Below are 15,899 nucleotides of genomic sequence, written 5' to 3' on the forward strand. Positions count from 1 at the left end.
AGGGCACCCCGTTGTCGGTTGTCGGACCCTTGTCGCTTGTCGGACCGGTGCCCGGGCTCAGACCTCTTCGTGGGAGACAGCCCTGCGCGCGTCCGCGTCCAGCACGCCCCAGCTGATCAGCTGCTCCGTGAGCACGGACGGCGACTGGTCGTAGATGACGGCCAGCGTGCGCAGGTCGTCCTGGCGGATGGAGAGGACCTTGCCGTTGTAGTCCCCGCGCTGCGACTGGATCGTCGCGGCGTACCGCTGGAGCGGGCCCGCCTTCTCGGCCGGCACGTGGGCCAGGCGCTCAAGGTCGAGCACCAGTTTCGGCGGCGGCTCGGCGGCTCCACCGGGAGTGGTGCCGGGCAGCAGTTCCTGCACCGGTACTCCGTAGAAGTCTGCGAGCTCGGCGAGGCGCTGCACGGTCACGGCCCGGTCGCCGCGCTCGTACGAGCCCACCACGACCGCCTTCCAACGGCCCTGGGACTTCTCCTCGACACCGTGGAGGGAGAGGCCCTGCTGGGTGCGGATGGCGCGGAGCTTGGCTCCGAGCTGTTTGGCGTATTCGCTGGACATATGGCTCCCCGGACGCTGTATCGCTAAAGCGGCTGCGCCAGGCGGTTCGCTGCGCCGCGCGCCTCGCGCTTCGTAACTCACTGTGAGGTTACGCAGCGTAATGTGCCGCGTCAAGCCGAGGGGGTCCGAACGGCTGGCACCGCCCCCGCGCGGGTTCGTCGGCGGGTCCTGGTAGCGTTGAGCGACGACAGCACAGACGTCCTTTAAGGCCCGTCCCGTGAGGCGGGGAAGGAGGTCCGATTTCCATGGACGACAACAGCTCCAGCCTGCATCCGGCACGCCCCGTACTGGAGGCGCCGGACATCAAGCGGGTGCTCACCCGCATCGCCCACGAGATCGTCGAACGCGCCAAGGGCGCCGACGACGTGGTACTTCTCGGCATTCCCACCCGCGGCGTCTTCCTCGCCCGACGGCTGGCCGCCAAGCTCGAAGAGATCACCGGCAGCGCGATCCCGGTCGGCTCGCTCGACATCACCATGTACCGGGACGATCTCCGTCTCGGCCCCGCGCGGACGCTCGCGCACACCGAGATCCCGGCCGAAGGCGTCGACGGACGGCTCATCGTCCTCGTCGACGACGTGCTCTACTCCGGCCGCACCATCCGCGCCGCACTCGATGCCCTGGGTGACATCGGGCGTCCTCGCGCGGTACAGCTCGCCGTCCTCGTGGACCGTGGTCACCGCGAGCTTCCGATCCGTGCCGACTACGTCGGCAAGAACCTGCCCACCTCGCAGCGCGAGACCGTCAAGGTCCAGTTGACCGAGGAGGACGGCCACGACGGCGTACTGCTCGGCACCCGCGCGTCCGAATCCGAGCACGCCGAAGGCAGCACTCGCCTGCGCCGGGGCACGGCCCCCGCCGGCTAGCGCACCACACCGGACCGCGCCCGGAGTCCGTGCCGGCACCATTCCCGGCGCCCGGAACGCCGCCGCACGCCCGCGTGCTGCTCGCCACGGCCCGTCCCACCCCGCCCCCGGCGCACGCTGCCCGCAAGCGCGCCCTGCCCGGATGCGCCCCTCGGCGCGCCCGCCCTCGCGACGACTCACATCCCACCCACGGAAGGCACAAGGCAACAGATGAAGCGCCACCTCATCTCGGCCGCCGACCTCACCCGCGACGACGCCGTCCTCATCCTCGACACCGCCGAGGAGATGGCCAGGTTCGCCGACCGGCCGATCAAGAAGCTGCCCACCCTGCGCGGCCGCACCATCGTCAACCTCTTCTTCGAGGACTCCACCCGCACCCGGATCTCCTTCGAAGCAGCGGCCAAGCGGCTCTCGGCCGACGTCATCAACTTCTCCGCGAAGGGCTCCTCCGTCTCCAAGGGGGAGTCCCTCAAGGACACCGCGCTCACCCTGGAGGCGATGGGCGCCGACGCCGTCGTCATCCGGCACGGCGACTCGGGCGCTCCGCACCGCCTGGCCACCTCCGGGTGGATCGGCGGCTCGGTCGTCAACGCCGGTGACGGCACCCACGAGCACCCCACCCAGGCGCTGCTGGACGCCTTCACCATGCGCCGCCGGCTGGTGGGCGAGGAGGGCGCGGCGCTCGACGGCAGGCGGATCACCATCGTCGGCGACATCCTGCACAGCCGCGTCGCCCGCTCCAACGTCCACCTTCTGTCCACCCTGGGCGCCCACGTCACGCTCGTCGCGCCGCCCACCCTCGTGCCCATCGGTGTGGAGAGCTGGCCGTGCGAGGTCTCCTACGACCTGGACGCCGTACTGACCAAGTCCGACGCCGTGATGATGCTGCGCGTCCAGCGGGAGCGGATGAACGCCGCCTTCTTCCCCACCGAGCGCGAGTACGCCCGCCGCTACGGCCTGGACGGCGAGCGGATGGCGCGGATGCCCGAGCAGGCCATCGTGATGCACCCCGGGCCGATGAACCGCGGGATGGAGATCACCGCCGAGGTGGCCGACTCGCCCCGCTGTACCGCCGTCGAGCAGGTCGCCAACGGGGTCAGCATCCGGATGGCCGTGATGTACCTGCTGCTGGGCGGCTCCGAGCCGGCCCTGTCCCGCGAAGACACTGCCCACCCGTCACCCGCCGCCACCCCGGATGGAGGCGCTGCGCGCCGCCGGGTCGCAGAGGAGAACAACTGAGATGACTGAGCAGAAGACGACACTGCTGCGCGGTGCCAAGATCCTCGGTGGCGAACCGCAGGACGTCCTGATCGAGGGCGGCACCATCGCCGAGATCGGCCGGGAGCTGGAGGCGGCGGACGCCGAGGTGGTCGAGACCGGCGGCGCCGTACTGCTGCCGGGCCTGGTCGACCTGCACACCCACCTGCGCGAGCCCGGCCGCGAGGACTCCGAGACCGTACTGACCGGCACCCGGGCCGCGGCCAAGGGTGGCTACACCGCGGTACACGCCATGGCCAACACCTTCCCCGTCGCCGACACAGCGGGCGTGGTCGAGCAGGTGTGGCGGCTGGGCAAGGAGTACGGCTACTGCGACGTGCGCCCGGTCGGCGCCGTCACCGTCGGCCTGGAGGGCAAGCAGCTCGCCGAGCTGGGCGCCATGCACGACTCCGCCGCCGAGGTGCGGGTCTTCTCCGACGACGGCAAGTGCGTGGACGACGCGGTGATCATGCGGCGCGCCCTGGAGTATGTGAAGGCATTCGACGGTGTGGTGGCCCAGCACGCCCAGGAGCCCCGGCTGACCGCGGGCGCCCAGATGAACGAGGGCATCGTCTCCGCCGAGCTCGGCCTGGCCGGCTGGCCCGCCGTAGCGGAGGAGTCGATCATCGCCCGTGATGTGCTGCTCGCCGCGCACGTCGGCTCCCGCGTCCACATCTGCCACCTGTCGACGGCCGGCTCCGTGGAGATCGTCCGCTGGGCCAAGTCCAAGGGGTGGAACGTCACAGCCGAGGTCACCCCGCACCACCTGCTGCTCACCGACGAGCTGGTCCGCTCCTACAACCCCGTCTACAAGGTCAACCCGCCGCTGCGCACCGAGGCCGATGTGATGGCGCTCCGGGAGGCGCTGGCCGACGGCACCATCGACTGCGTCGCCACGGACCACGCCCCGCATCCGCACGAGGACAAGGACTGCGAGTGGGGCGCGGCCGCCATGGGCATGGTGGGCCTGGAGACGGCCCTGTCGGTGGTGCAGCACACCATGGTCGACACCGGGCTGCTGGACTGGGCGCAGGTCGCCGACCGGATGTCCTTCCGGCCCGCGGCCATCGGCCGGCTGGAGGGCCACGGCCGCCCCGTCTCACCCGGCGAGCCAGCCAACCTCGTTCTTCTGGACGCGGACTACCGTGGACAGGTGGACCCCGCGGGCTTCGCCTCCCGCAGCGCCAACACCCCCTATGAGGGCCGCGAGCTGCCCGGACGCGTCACCCACACCTGGCTGCGGGGCCGCCCGACGGTCGTGGACGGGAAACTCGTGGGAGCAGCGTGAGCGGTGTGAGCAGTGTGAGTACGACAAACCTCCCCCTGATCGGCCTCGCCGCCGATCGGGAGTCACAGCAAGTCACCGACTGGGCGGCCCGGATCGGCTGGGTCGTCGGGCTCGTCCTGTTCGTCGCGCTGCTGTACTGGCTGATGCGCCAGGGCTGGAAATGGCGCGGCACCCTCCAGGGCGACCTGCCCGAGCTCCCGCAGCCGCCCGAGCACGGCAGCGGCGAGCCGCTGCTGAGCGCCACCGGCCGCTACCACGGCTCCACCACCGCGGGCCAGTGGCTCGACCGGATCGTCGCGCACGGCCTGGGCACCCGCAGCCGCGTCGAGCTGACCTTGACCGAGCACGGGCTGGAGGTCGTACGCCCCGGGGCGCAGGACTTCTTCGTCCCTGCCGACCGGCTGCGCGGTGCCCGGCTCGACACCGGCATCGCGGGCAAGGTCCTCACCGAGGGCGGTCTGCTGATCGTCACCTGGGAGCACGGCGGCCGGCGGCTCGACTCCGGATTCCGCTTCGACCACTCGGCCGAGCAGGCCGGATGGGTCGAGAAGATCAACGCACAGTGCGGCGACAACGGCGTCGCGGCAATGCAGCAGCACAAGGAAGGCGCATGATGACGACCTCCGCCAGGGGAGCGACCGGAACCACGGCGAATCCCGCCCTTCTTGTCCTGGAGGACGGCCGCACCTTCCGCGGGCGTGCCTACGGGGCCGTGGGGGAGACGTTCGGCGAGGCCGTGTTCTCCACCGGCATGACCGGATACCAGGAGACCCTGACCGACCCCTCCTACCACCGCCAGGTCGTCGTCATGACGGCCCCGCACGTCGGCAACACCGGCGTCAACGACGAGGACCCCGAGTCGGCCCGTATCTGGGTGGCCGGCTACGTCGTACGCGACCCGGCCCGTACCCCGTCCAACTGGCGCGCCACCCGCTCCCTCGACCAGGAGCTGCGCGACCAGGGCGTGGTGGGCATCAGCGGCGTCGACACCAGGGCCCTGACCCGGCACCTGCGCGAGCGCGGCGCCATGCGCGTCGGCATCTTCTCCGGCGACGCCTGCGCGGCCGGCGAGGAGCAGCTGCTGGCCCGGGTGCGCGAGGCCCCCGCCATGAAGGGCGCGGACCTCGCCGGTGAGGTCGCCACCCAGCAGGCGTACGTCGTCCCCGCGATCGGCGAGAAGCGGTTCACCGTCGCCGCCGTCGACCTCGGTATCAAGGGCATGACCCCGCACCGGATGGCCGAGCGCGGCATAGAGGTGCACGTCCTGCCCGCCACCGCGACCGTCGAGGACATCTACGCCGTCAAGCCGGACGGGGTCTTCTTCTCCAACGGCCCCGGTGACCCGGCCACCGCCGAGCACCCCGTGGCCCTGATGCGCTCAGTGCTGGAGCGGGGCACCCCGCTGTTCGGTATCTGCTTCGGCAACCAGATCCTCGGCCGCGCCCTCGGGTTCGGCACCTTCAAGCTCAAGTACGGCCACCGCGGCATCAACCAGCCGGTCCAGGACCGTACGACGGGCAAGGTCGAGGTCACCGCGCACAACCACGGCTTCGCCGTGGACGCGCCGCTCGACCGGGTCAGCGAGACCCCCTACGGCCGCGCCGAGGTCTCCCACGTGTGCCTCAACGACAACGTGGTGGAGGGCCTGCAGCTCCTCGACCGGCCGGCCTTCAGCGTCCAGTACCACCCCGAAGCAGCCGCGGGTCCGCATGACGCCGCCTACCTGTTCGACCGCTTCGTATCCCTCATGGAGGACCAGCGTGCCTAAGCGCACCGATATCCAGTCCGTCCTGGTCATCGGCTCAGGACCGATCGTCATCGGGCAGGCCGCCGAGTTCGACTACTCCGGCACCCAGGCATGCCGCGTACTCAAGGCCGAGGGCCTGCGCGTGATCCTGGTCAACTCCAACCCGGCGACGATCATGACCGACCCGGAGATCGCCGACGCCACCTACGTCGAGCCGATCACCCCCGACTTCGTCGAGAAGATCATCGCCAAGGAGCGCCCCGACGCGCTGCTGCCCACCCTCGGCGGCCAGACAGCGCTCAACGCCGCGATCTCCCTGCACGAGTCCGGGACGCTGGCCAAGTACGGCGTCGAGCTGATCGGCGCCCGGCCCGAGGCCATCCACAAGGGTGAGGACCGCGACCAGTTCAAGGAGGTCGTCGAGGCCGTCCGCCGCAAGATCGGCCACGGTGAGTCCGCGCGCTCCTACATCTGCCATTCCATGGACGACGTCCTGCGCGGCGTCGAGGAACTCGGCGGCTACCCCGTGGTGGTCCGCCCCTCCTTCACCATGGGCGGCGCCGGCTCCGGCTTCGCACACGACGAAGAGGAGCTGCGCCGGATCGCCGGGCAGGGCCTCACGCTCTCGCCGACCACCGAGGTGCTCCTGGAGGAGTCCATCCTCGGCTGGAAGGAGTACGAGCTGGAGCTGATGCGGGACAAGAACGACAACGTCGTGGTCGTCTGCTCCATCGAGAACTTCGACCCGATGGGCGTGCACACCGGCGACTCGATCACCGTGGCGCCCGCCATGACGCTCACCGACCGCGAGTACCAGATCCTGCGGGACATCGGTATCGCCGTCATCCGCGAGGTCGGCGTCGACACCGGCGGCTGCAACATCCAGTTCGCCGTCAACCCCGCCGACGGCCGGGTCGTCGTCATCGAGATGAACCCCCGCGTCTCGCGGTCCTCGGCGCTGGCTTCCAAGGCCACCGGGTTCCCGATCGCGAAGATCGCCGCGAAGCTCGCGGTGGGCTACACGCTGGACGAGATCCCCAACGACATCACCGAGGAGACCCCGGCGTCCTTCGAGCCCACGCTCGACTACGTGGTCGTCAAGGCGCCCCGCTTCGCCTTCGAGAAGTTCCCGGCCGCCGACTCCCGGCTGACCACCACGATGAAGTCCGTCGGCGAGGCCATGGCCATCGGCCGCAACTTCACCGAGGCGTTCAACAAGGCGCTCCGCTCGCTGGAGAAGAAGGGCAGCCAGTTCGACTTCGCCACCCCCGTCTCCGGACTCGGCGACAAGGACGAGCTGCTCACCGAGGCCGAGCGCCCCACCGACGGCCGGATCAACACCGTCATGGCCGCCATCCGGGCCGGCGCCACCCGGCAGGAGATCTTCGACGCGACGAAGATCGACCCCTGGTTCGTCGACCAGCTCTTCCTCATCAAGGAGATCGCCGACGAGATCGCAGCGGCACCCGAGCTGAGCTCCGCGATGTTCGCAGAGGCGAAGCGCCATGGCTTCTCCGACGCGCAGATCGCCGGCATCCGCTCGCTGCGCGAGGACGTGGTGCGCGAGGTGCGGCACGCGCTGGGCGTGCGCCCCGTCTACAAGACCGTGGACACCTGCGCCGCCGAGTTCGCCGCCAGGACGCCGTACTTCTACTCCTCCTACGACGAGGAGACCGAGGTCGCGCGGCGCGAGAAGCCCGCAGTGATCATCCTGGGCTCGGGCCCCAACCGCATCGGCCAGGGCATCGAGTTCGATTACTCCTGTGTCCACGCCTCCTTCGCGCTGCGGGACGCCGGGTTCGAGACCGTCATGGTCAACTGCAACCCCGAGACCGTCTCCACCGACTACGACACCTCCGACCGGCTCTACTTCGAGCCGCTCACCCTGGAGGACGTGCTGGAGATCGTGCACGCGGAACAGCAGGCGGGGCCCGTCGCCGGTGTCCTGGTGCAGCTCGGCGGCCAGACCCCGCTCGGCCTCGCCCAGGCACTCAAGGACAACGGTGTGCCGATCGTCGGCACCTCGCCCGAGGCCATCGAACTGGCCGAGGAGCGCGGCGCGTTCGGCCGGGTGCTCACCGAGGCCGGACTGCCGGCCCCCAAGTACGGCACCGCCTTCTCCTTCGAACAGGCCAAGGGCATCGCGGCTCAGATCGGCTATCCCGTCATGGTCCGCCCCTCCTATGTGCTGGGCGGCCGCGGCATGGAGATCGTCTACGACGAGCCCTCGCTGGAGTCCTACCTCCAGCGGCACGCCGGGCTGATCGAGAAGCACCCGGTCCTCATCGACCGGTTCCTCGACGACGCCATCGAGATCGACGTGGACGCGCTCTACGACGGCCACGAGCTCTACCTCGGCGGAGTCATGGAGCACATCGAGGAGGCCGGCATCCACTCCGGCGACTCGGCCTGCGCCCTGCCCCCGATCACCCTCGGCGGCTACGACATCAAGCGGTTGCGCGCCTCCACCGAGGCCATCGCCCGCGGCGTCGGCGTCCAGGGCCTGATCAACATCCAGTTCGCGATGGCGGGCGACATCCTCTACGTGCTGGAGGCCAACCCGCGCGCCTCCCGTACGGTGCCGTTCACCTCCAAGGCGACGGCCGTCCCGCTCGCAAAGGCGGCAGCCCGGATCTCGCTGGGTGCCACCATCGCCGAGCTGCGCGCCGAGGGGCTGCTCCCGGCCGAGGGCGACGGCGGCGATCTGCCGCTGGACGCGCCGATCTCCGTCAAGGAGGCGGTCATGCCCTGGAGCAGGTTCCGCGATGTGCAGGGCCGCGGCGTGGACACCGTGCTGGGTCCTGAGATGCGCTCCACCGGCGAGGTCATGGGCATCGACTCGGTCTTCGGCACCGCCTACGCCAAGTCGCAGGCCGGGGCGTACGGGGCGCTGCCGGCCAAGGGCCGCGCCTTCGTCTCCGTCGCCAACCGCGACAAGCGTTCGCTGATCTTCCCCGCCAGGGAACTGGTCGCCATGGGCTTCGAGCTGCTGGCAACCTCCGGCACCGCGGAAGTTCTCAAGCGCAACGGCATCAACGCCAGGGTCGTCCGCAAGCACAGCCAGGGCCCCGGCCCGAACGGCGAGCCGACCGTCGTGCAGCTCATCCACGACGGTGAGGTCGACCTGATCGTCAACACCCCGTACGGCACGGGCGGCCGACTCGACGGCTACGACATCCGCACGGCGGCCGTCGCCCGGTCGGTGCCCTGCCTGACCACGGTGCAGGCGCTGGCCGCAGCCGTCCAGGGCATCGACGCCATGGCCCGCGGCGAGGTCAGCGTCCGGTCCTTGCAGGAGCACGCCGAGCACCTGGTCGCCGCCCGCCGGAGCTGACCCTCCGCCCTCCTCCGGCTTCCGGCCGGGGGAGGGCGGGGCCGCTCCCCTCCACAGGAACCCACCACACTCCATGTACGGACTCCTCTTTCGCACCGTCTTCTGCCGTATGGACCCGGAAAGCGCCCACCACCTGGCCTTCTCCTGGATCCGCCGGGCGGCTCGCACCCCCGTTCTCCGTACCTTCGCGGCTGCGGCCCTCGCCCCGCGGTACAAGCAGCTACGCGTCGAGGCCCTGGGCCGCCGGATGCACGGCCCGTTCGGCCTGGCCGCCGGGTTCGACAAGAACGCCGAAGGCGTCGACGGACTCGCCATGCTCGGCTTCGACCACGTCGAGGTCGGCACCGTCACCGGCAGCGCCCAGCCGGGCAACCCGAAGAAGCGGCTGTTCCGCCTGGTCGAGGACCGGGCGCTGATCAACCGGATGGGCTTCAACAACGAGGGCTCGGCCGCCGTCGCCGCCCGGCTGGCCACCCGCGAACCGGTCTTCCCCACCACTGTCGGCGTCAACATCGGCAAGACCAAGGCCGTGTCGGAGGCCGAGGCCGTCGCCGACTACGTCACCTCCGCCGAGGCGCTTGCCCCGCACGCCGACTACCTGGTGGTCAACGTCTCCTCGCCCAACACACCCGGCCTGCGCGACCTCCAGGCCACCGAACACCTGCGCCCGCTGCTGACCGCCGTACGCGAGGCGGCCGACCGCACGGTCACCGGGCGCCGGGTCCCCCTGCTGGTCAAGATCGCGCCCGACCTCGCCGACGAGGACATCGACGCGGTGGCCGATCTCGCCGTCGAGCTGGGACTGGACGGGATCATCGCCACCAACACCACCATCGCGCGCGACGGGCTCGGCCTCACCTCGGACCCGGCCCTGACGGCCGAGACCGGCGGGCTGTCCGGGGCCCCCGTGCGCGACCGCTCCCTGGAGGTGCTGCGTCGGCTCTACGCGCGGGTCGGGGACCGGCTCACGCTCGTCGGCGTCGGCGGCATCACCACCGTCGAGGACGCCTGGCGCCGCATCCTGGCCGGCGCCACGCTCGTCCAGGGCTACACCGCGTTCCTGTACGAGGGCCCGTTCTGGATGCGCAGGATGCACCGGGGACTGGCCGGGCTGCTGGCCGACAGTCCCTACGCCACCCTCGCCGAGGCCGTGGGCGCCGAGCACCGCCCGCAGGACACCGAGCAGCAGGAGGCCGCCGCATGACAGCCGCCGGGACGACCGAGCCCGACACCCCGGCCCCCGAGCCCTTCGGCGTCCGCCTGCGCCGCTCCCTGGACACCCGGGGCCCGCTGTGCGTCGGCATCGACCCGCACGCCTCCCTGCTGCACTCCTGGGGCCTGAACGACGATGTGACAGGGCTGGAGCGGTTCAGCCGCACGGTGGTCGAGGCGCTGGCCGACCGGGTGGCCGTGCTCAAGCCCCAGGCGGCGTTCTTCGAGCGCTTCGGCTCGCGCGGCGTCGCCGTGCTGGAGCGGACGGTGGCCGAGGCCAGGCAGGCCGGGGCGCTCGTCGTCATGGACGCCAAGCGCGGCGACATCGGCTCCACGATGGACGCCTACGCCGCGGCCTTCCTCGACAGCGGCAGCCCGCTGTTCTCGGACGCGCTCACCGTCAGCCCCTACCTGGGCTTCGGCGCCCTGGAACCAGCCGTCACGGCGGCCACGGCGAGCGGGTCCGGGCTGTTCGTTCTGGCGCTCACCTCCAACCCGGAGGGCCAGGAGGTGCAGCGCGCGGTCCGTGCCGACGGCACGACGGTGGCACAGACGGTGCTGCGGCACCTCGCCGACCGGAACGTCGGCGCCGAACCCCTCGGCTCCTTCGGCGCGGTGGTCGGCGCGACGCTGGGCGATCTGTCCGCGTTCGATTTGGCGGTGAACGGGCCCCTGCTGGCGCCGGGCATCGGGGCGCAGGGCGCGACCCCCGCCGACCTGCCGGCCGTCTTCGGCGACGCGGTCCGCAATGTGGTGCCGAGCGTCAGCCGGGGGGTCCTGCGGCACGGTCCGGACGTGGCCGGACTGCGGGATTCGGCGATCAGGTTCGCGGACGAGGTACGCGGCGCGGTGGGCTGAGATCGGTGGCGGGAGCGGGCCGCGTCCTCGCTGAGAGCGGGCTGCCGCCTCGCTGAGAGCAGGCTGCCGCCTCGCTGAGAGCAGAAAATGTGCCGGTTATGTCCCGAAAAGCCCAGGTCGACAGAGGCTGACCAGGACTTTTCGTCTGTTCTCGCTGACTGTGGCGCTCACGCCCGCTAGTCTCCGTCCAGAGCACCGCGAACAGGCGCGTTGCTCATTGCTCCGCAGGTGCGGGCCTACTAGGTTCCTCACCGATCCGTATCCGACAGTTCGACATCCGAGGTGACGTAGGCGTGGCTCTTCCGCCCCTTACCCCTGAACAGCGCGCAGCCGCGCTCGAAAAGGCCGCCGCGGCTCGCCGGGAGCGCGCCGAGGTCAAGAACCGGCTCAAGCACTCCGGCGCGTCTCTGCACGAGGTCATCAAGCAGGGCCAGGAAAACGACGTGATCGGCAAGATGAAGGTCTCGGCTCTCCTGGAATCCCTGCCCGGCGTCGGCAAGGTCCGCGCCAAGCAGATCATGGAGCGGCTGGGGATCTCCGAGAGCCGGCGCGTCCGCGGCCTCGGCTCCAACCAGATCGCTGCCCTGGAGCGCGAGTTCGGCGGTGCCAACGCCTGAGGTCTCAGGCACTCGCGTTAACCGGGATAATCGCTGCATGAGTTCTGCAGTTCCCCGGGGGGAGACCCCGGCACCCCCGGTCGGCACATCGCGGCTGACCGTGCTCTCCGGCCCTTCCGGGGTCGGTAAGAGCACGGTCGTCGCACATATGCGCAAGGCCCATCCCGAGGTCTGGCTCTCCGTCTCCGCCACCACCCGAAGGCCCCGCCCCGGCGAGCGCCATGGGGTGCAGTACTTCTTCGTGGGCGACGAGGAGTTCGACAAGCTGATCGCCAACGGTGAGCTGCTCGAATGGGCCGAGTTCGCGGGCAATCGCTACGGCACCCCCCGGAATGCGGTGCTCGAGCACCTCGAGCGCGGGGAGCCGGTCCTGCTGGAGATCGATCTGCAGGGCGCGCGGCTCGTCAAGCAGTCCATGCCCGAGGCGCAGCTCGTCTTTCTGGCTCCCCCCAGCTGGGAGGAGCTGGTCAGGCGGCTGACCGGGCGCGGCACCGAGGCGCCCGAGGTCATCGAGCGCCGACTGGAGGTCGCCCGTACCGAGCTGGCGGCCGAGGCCGAGTTCGACCGGACCCTGGTCAACACCTCCGTCGAGGAGGTCAGCGCTGAGCTGCTAGCCTTGATGCGTATCGATTGACCTGACCTCCAGCGCTCGGCAGACGCCCAAGGGCACCGAGCGAGCATCGAAACGGAAGGCAGAGAGTGGCCTCTTCCATCACCACGCCCGAGGGGATCATCAACCCGCCGATTGATGAGCTGCTCGAGGCCACCGACTCCAAGTACAGCCTTGTGATCTACGCCGCCAAGCGCGCGCGTCAGATCAACGCGTACTACTCCCAGCTCGGTGAGGGTCTCCTCGAGTACGTCGGCCCGCTGGTGGACACCCACGTGCACGAGAAGCCGCTGTCCATCGCGCTCCGCGAGATCAACGCCGGCCTTCTCACCTCCGAGCCTGTGGAGGCTCCGCCGGTGGCCCAGTAGCCGGTCGGCACCACTTTCCACCAGGGGCCCGGCAGCGCGGCTGCCGGGCCCCTGGTGTGTCATAGGGCACAACGACGCGTGTGGCATCCGGGGAGAGACGAGTGACGCAGCAGCGGGACGAAGGACAGGCGGCAGCCGCCGGCAAGCCGAAGGTCGTGCTCGGCGTGAGCGGCGGAATCGCCGCCTACAAGGCGTGCGAGCTGGCGCGGCGACTGACCGAGAGCGGCCACGACGTGCGCGCCGTGCCCACCGAGTCGGCGCTGCACTTCGTCGGCGCCGCCACCTGGTCGGCGCTGACCGGTCACCCGGTCGCCACCGAGGTGTGGGAGTCCGTGCACGAGGTGCCGCACGTACGCATCGGTCAGTCGGCCGACCTGGTCGTCGTCGCACCGGCAACGGCCGATCTGCTGGCCAAGGCCGCCCATGGCCTCGCCGACGACCTGCTCACCAATACGCTGCTCACCGCACGCTGTCCCGTCGTCTTCGCTCCCGCCATGCATACCGAGATGTGGGAGCACCCCGCGACCCAGGAGAACGTGGCCACCCTGCGGCGGCGCGGCGCCCTGGTCATCGAGCCCGCCGTCGGCCGGCTGACCGGGAAGGACACCGGTAAGGGGCGGCTGCCCGACCCCGACGCGATCTTCGACGTCTGCCGCCGGGCGCTGCTGCGCGGTGCGGCCGGGAGCGGCGCCGATCTCGCGGGGCGGCACGTCGTCGTCAGCGCGGGCGGCACCCGGGAACCACTCGATCCGGTGCGATTCCTCGGCAACCGGTCCTCCGGGAAGCAGGGCTACGCACTCGCCCGTACGGCCGCAGCGCGCGGCGCCCGCGTGACGCTCGTCTCCGCCAACAGCGCGCTGCCGGACCCGGCCGGGGTGGACGTCGTACGGGTCGGGAGCACGCTGGAGCTGCGGGAGGCGGTCACCAAGGCGGCCGCCGAAGCGGACGCTGTGGTGATGGCCGCCGCCGTCGCCGACTTCCGCCCCGCCGTGTACGCCACCGGGAAGATCAAGAAGAAGGACGACCGGGAACCGGAGCCGCTGGCGCTCGTCCGCAATCCGGACATCCTCGCCGAACTCTCCGCGAGTCGTCCCCGGTCTGGTCAGGTGGTGGTCGGCTTCGCCGCCGAGACCGACGACGTTCTCCCCCACGGCCGCGCCAAGCTCGCGGCCAAGGGATGCGACCTGCTGGTCGTCAACGAGGTGGGGGAGAGCAAGACCTTCGGCTCGGAGGAGAACGAGGCCGTGGTGCTGGGCGCCGACGGCAGCGAGACACCGGTGCCGTACGGGCCGAAGGAGACGCTCGCCGAGACGGTGTGGGACTTGATCGCGGAGCGTCTCCCGGCGGCCCCGCGGGAGTGAGCGCCGGCCGGGCGGAGGGGCGTGCGCGGGCCGGGCGGGAGGAGTGAGCGGGCGACGTGCCGCGGGACGACCGGGGCGGAATGGCTCCTTCCGGTGCTCGTAGGAAGAAAATCGGCGCTGTGCCGGAGTGGGCCGGAAGTCGTCGTACGAGGCCGGAACGGCGCTCTTGACCAGCACCTTCGCCGACCGACACGCCCCGACATATCCGGATCTCAGGTGGCCTTCCGGCGCCATTGGAGTTCGGATTGAGCAGGTCATGGTCGTCTCGTAGTTCGAGAGTCCGTGATTGGATGCCGGTGGAGATGGATAAACTGGCCGCGGACCGTGCTTGGGCGCAGCCCCCGACCGGTCCGCCCCATGCTCAGCCAGCAGCCGCTGCAACCCCAGGGAGCGATGTGTCGCGCCGCTTGTTCACCTCGGAATCTGTGACCGAGGGTCACCCTGACAAGATCGCTGACCAGATCAGCGACACCATCCTCGACGCCCTCCTCAAGGAAGACCCGCACTCCAGGGTCGCCGTCGAGACGCTGATCACCACCGGCCTCGTGCACGTGGCCGGAGAGGTGACGACCAAGGCTTACGCCCCGATTTCGACGCTCGTGCGCAACAAGGTCCTCGAGATCGGCTACGACTCCTCCAAGAAGGGCTTCGACGGCGCCTCCTGTGGCGTCTCCGAGTCCATCGGTGCCCAGTCGCCCGACATCGCGCAGGGTGTCGACACCGCTTACGAGAAGCGGGTGGAAGGCGACGAGGACGAACTCGACGAGCAGGGCGCCGGCGACCAGGGCCTGATGTTCGGCTACGCCTGCGACGAGACCGCCGAGTACATGCCGCTGCCGATCACCCTGGCACACCGGCTCTCGGAGCGGCTCTCGGCCGTCCGCAAGAACGGGACCATCCCCTACCTGCGCCCCGACGGAAAGACCCAGGTCACCATCGAGTACGACGGTGACAAGGCCGTGCGCCTCGACACCGTCGTGGTCTCCTCCCAGCACGCAGCCGACATCGACCTGGACTCGCTGCTGGCACCCGACATCCGCGAGTTCGTCGTCGAGCCCGAGCTGAAGGCCCTGGTGGACGAGGGCATCAAGCTGGAGACCGAGGGCTACCGGCTGCTGGTCAACCCGACCGGGCGCTTCGAGATCGGCGGCCCGATGGGTGACGCCGGCCTCACCGGCCGGAAGATCATCATCGACACCTACGGCGGTATGGCCCGCCACGGTGGCGGTGCCTTCTCCGGCAAGGACCCGTCCAAGGTCGACCGCTCCGCCGCCTACGCCATGCGCTGGGTCGCCAAGAACGTGGTGGCCGCCGGCCTCGCCTCCCGCTGCGAGGTGCAGGTCGCGTACGCCATCGGCAAGGCCGAGCCGGTCGGCCTCTTCGTGGAGACCTTCGGCACCGCAACGGTGGACGTCGAGAAGATCGAGCAGGCCATCTCCGAGGTCTTCGACCTCCGCCCGGCCGCGATCATCCGCGACCTCGACCTGCTGCGTCCCATCTACGCGCAGACGGCCGCCTACGGCCACTTCGGCCGTGCGCTGCCCGACTTCACCTGGGAGCGTACGGACCGGGTGGACGCGCTGCGCAAGGCGGCCGGGCTCTAGCCCACCGCCCGCGCCGACGTCCTTCCGTCTCGGCACGTCTCACCACTTCAGGCCCGGTACCCCATGCTGGCGGGGTGCCGGGCCTGAGGCATCTCCGTCCCCCTCTTTGCTCGGAGTGCCGGGACGGGGCGCCGGCTCCGGGCTTCCCGTTCGGCGCCCTGCCCGGGCGCACCCGGCCCGGCGGTAATCACCTCGCGGTGTCGCCGGTCATGACTCTAG

Annotated in this window: 14 protein-coding genes; 13 read left to right on the top strand and 1 reads right to left on the bottom strand. The window is 70.5% G+C overall.

Annotated features, from left to right (window positions below):
* Positions 1 to 57 precede the first annotated feature (57 nt).
* Complete coding sequence (gene bldD / locus JW592_RS27460) at positions 58 to 558, bottom strand: transcriptional regulator BldD (protein ID WP_030407913.1); 501 nt, start codon at positions 556 to 558, stop codon at positions 58 to 60.
* 245 nt (positions 559 to 803) lie between these two features.
* Here bldD and pyrR point away from each other — a divergent pair, with 245 nt between their 5' ends.
* The 13 genes from pyrR to metK all read left to right on the top strand — a co-directional run bounded on the left by pyrR (position 804) and on the right by metK (position 15,680).
* Entirely contained in the window at positions 804 to 1,424 is a 621-nt protein-coding gene (pyrR, locus tag JW592_RS27465; RefSeq protein ID WP_209267932.1) for a bifunctional pyr operon transcriptional regulator/uracil phosphoribosyltransferase PyrR, read from the top strand.
* A 210-nt stretch (positions 1,425 to 1,634) separates the two neighbouring features.
* Complete coding sequence (locus JW592_RS27470; RefSeq protein ID WP_229376951.1) at positions 1,635 to 2,663, top strand: aspartate carbamoyltransferase catalytic subunit; 1,029 nt, start codon at positions 1,635 to 1,637, stop codon at positions 2,661 to 2,663.
* Between the two features lies 1 nt (position 2,664).
* A complete protein-coding gene (locus JW592_RS27475) occupies positions 2,665 to 3,969 on the top strand; it encodes a dihydroorotase (protein WP_209267933.1) in 1,305 nt (434 codons plus the stop codon).
* Positions 3,970 to 3,983: 14 nt separating this feature from the next.
* Positions 3,984 to 4,583 carry a PH-like domain-containing protein gene (locus tag JW592_RS27480; protein ID WP_209267948.1) on the top strand — a complete coding sequence of 200 codons (600 nt, stop codon included), beginning with the start codon at positions 3,984 to 3,986 and terminating at the stop codon, positions 4,581 to 4,583.
* Positions 4,583 to 5,737 (top strand): glutamine-hydrolyzing carbamoyl-phosphate synthase small subunit, encoded by a 1,155-nt coding sequence (carA, locus tag JW592_RS27485; protein ID WP_209267949.1) that lies wholly within the window; start codon positions 4,583 to 4,585, stop codon positions 5,735 to 5,737. The genes JW592_RS27480 and carA overlap by 1 nt, the downstream gene beginning before the upstream one ends.
* Positions 5,730 to 9,050, top strand: a complete 3,321-nt coding sequence (gene carB / locus JW592_RS27490) for a carbamoyl-phosphate synthase large subunit (RefSeq protein ID WP_209267934.1) — start codon at positions 5,730 to 5,732, stop codon at positions 9,048 to 9,050. The genes carA and carB overlap by 8 nt, the downstream gene beginning before the upstream one ends.
* Before the next feature lie 73 nt (positions 9,051 to 9,123).
* Positions 9,124 to 10,254, top strand: a complete 1,131-nt coding sequence (locus JW592_RS27495; protein ID WP_209267935.1) for a quinone-dependent dihydroorotate dehydrogenase — start codon at positions 9,124 to 9,126, stop codon at positions 10,252 to 10,254.
* On the top strand, positions 10,251 to 11,120 hold the full coding sequence (gene pyrF / locus JW592_RS27500) for an orotidine-5'-phosphate decarboxylase (RefSeq protein ID WP_209267936.1): 870 nt from the start codon (positions 10,251 to 10,253) through the stop codon (positions 11,118 to 11,120). Before JW592_RS27495 ends, pyrF begins: the two co-directional genes overlap by 4 nt.
* Positions 11,121 to 11,413: 293 nt before the next feature.
* Positions 11,414 to 11,737, top strand: a complete 324-nt coding sequence (locus tag JW592_RS27505) for an integration host factor (RefSeq protein WP_019356158.1) — start codon at positions 11,414 to 11,416, stop codon at positions 11,735 to 11,737.
* 37 nt (positions 11,738 to 11,774) lie between these two features.
* Positions 11,775 to 12,371: a guanylate kinase gene (gmk, locus tag JW592_RS27510; protein ID WP_209267937.1), complete on the top strand. Its 597-nt coding sequence runs from the start codon at positions 11,775 to 11,777 to the stop codon at positions 12,369 to 12,371.
* 65 nt (positions 12,372 to 12,436) lie between these two features.
* Positions 12,437 to 12,715, top strand: coding sequence for a DNA-directed RNA polymerase subunit omega (gene rpoZ, locus JW592_RS27515; RefSeq protein ID WP_209211601.1), 279 nt, complete (start codon positions 12,437 to 12,439; stop codon positions 12,713 to 12,715).
* A gap of 101 nt (positions 12,716 to 12,816) precedes the next feature.
* Positions 12,817 to 14,076 (top strand): bifunctional phosphopantothenoylcysteine decarboxylase/phosphopantothenate--cysteine ligase CoaBC, encoded by a 1,260-nt coding sequence (gene coaBC / locus JW592_RS27520; RefSeq protein ID WP_209267938.1) that lies wholly within the window; start codon positions 12,817 to 12,819, stop codon positions 14,074 to 14,076.
* Between the two features lie 395 nt (positions 14,077 to 14,471).
* Positions 14,472 to 15,680, top strand: coding sequence for a methionine adenosyltransferase (gene metK, locus JW592_RS27525; RefSeq protein WP_209267939.1), 1,209 nt, complete (start codon positions 14,472 to 14,474; stop codon positions 15,678 to 15,680).
* Positions 15,681 to 15,899 lie beyond the last annotated feature (219 nt).

It is taken from the genome of Streptomyces spirodelae (assembly GCF_017676385.1).
In the GTDB taxonomy this organism is placed as follows: Bacteria; Actinomycetota; Actinomycetes; order Streptomycetales; family Streptomycetaceae; genus Streptomyces; species Streptomyces spirodelae.

Excerpts from the sequence above, each read along its gene's own strand:
- gmk (WP_209267937.1), top strand. The coding sequence starts at position 11,775 with ATGAGTTCTGCAGTTCCCCGGGGGGAGACCCCGGCACCCCCGGTCGGC.
- pyrR (WP_209267932.1), top strand. The coding sequence starts at position 804 with ATGGACGACAACAGCTCCAGCCTGCATCCGGCACGCCCCGTACTGGAG.
- pyrF (WP_209267936.1), top strand. The coding sequence starts at position 10,251 with ATGACAGCCGCCGGGACGACCGAGCCCGACACCCCGGCCCCCGAGCCC.
- carA (WP_209267949.1), top strand. The coding sequence starts at position 4,583 with ATGACGACCTCCGCCAGGGGAGCGACCGGAACCACGGCGAATCCCGCC.
- bldD (WP_030407913.1), bottom strand. The coding sequence starts at position 558 with ATGTCCAGCGAATACGCCAAACAGCTCGGAGCCAAGCTCCGCGCCATC.
- JW592_RS27475 (WP_209267933.1), top strand. The coding sequence starts at position 2,665 with ATGACTGAGCAGAAGACGACACTGCTGCGCGGTGCCAAGATCCTCGGT.
- JW592_RS27495 (WP_209267935.1), top strand. The coding sequence starts at position 9,124 with ATGTACGGACTCCTCTTTCGCACCGTCTTCTGCCGTATGGACCCGGAA.
- JW592_RS27470 (WP_229376951.1), top strand. The coding sequence starts at position 1,635 with ATGAAGCGCCACCTCATCTCGGCCGCCGACCTCACCCGCGACGACGCC.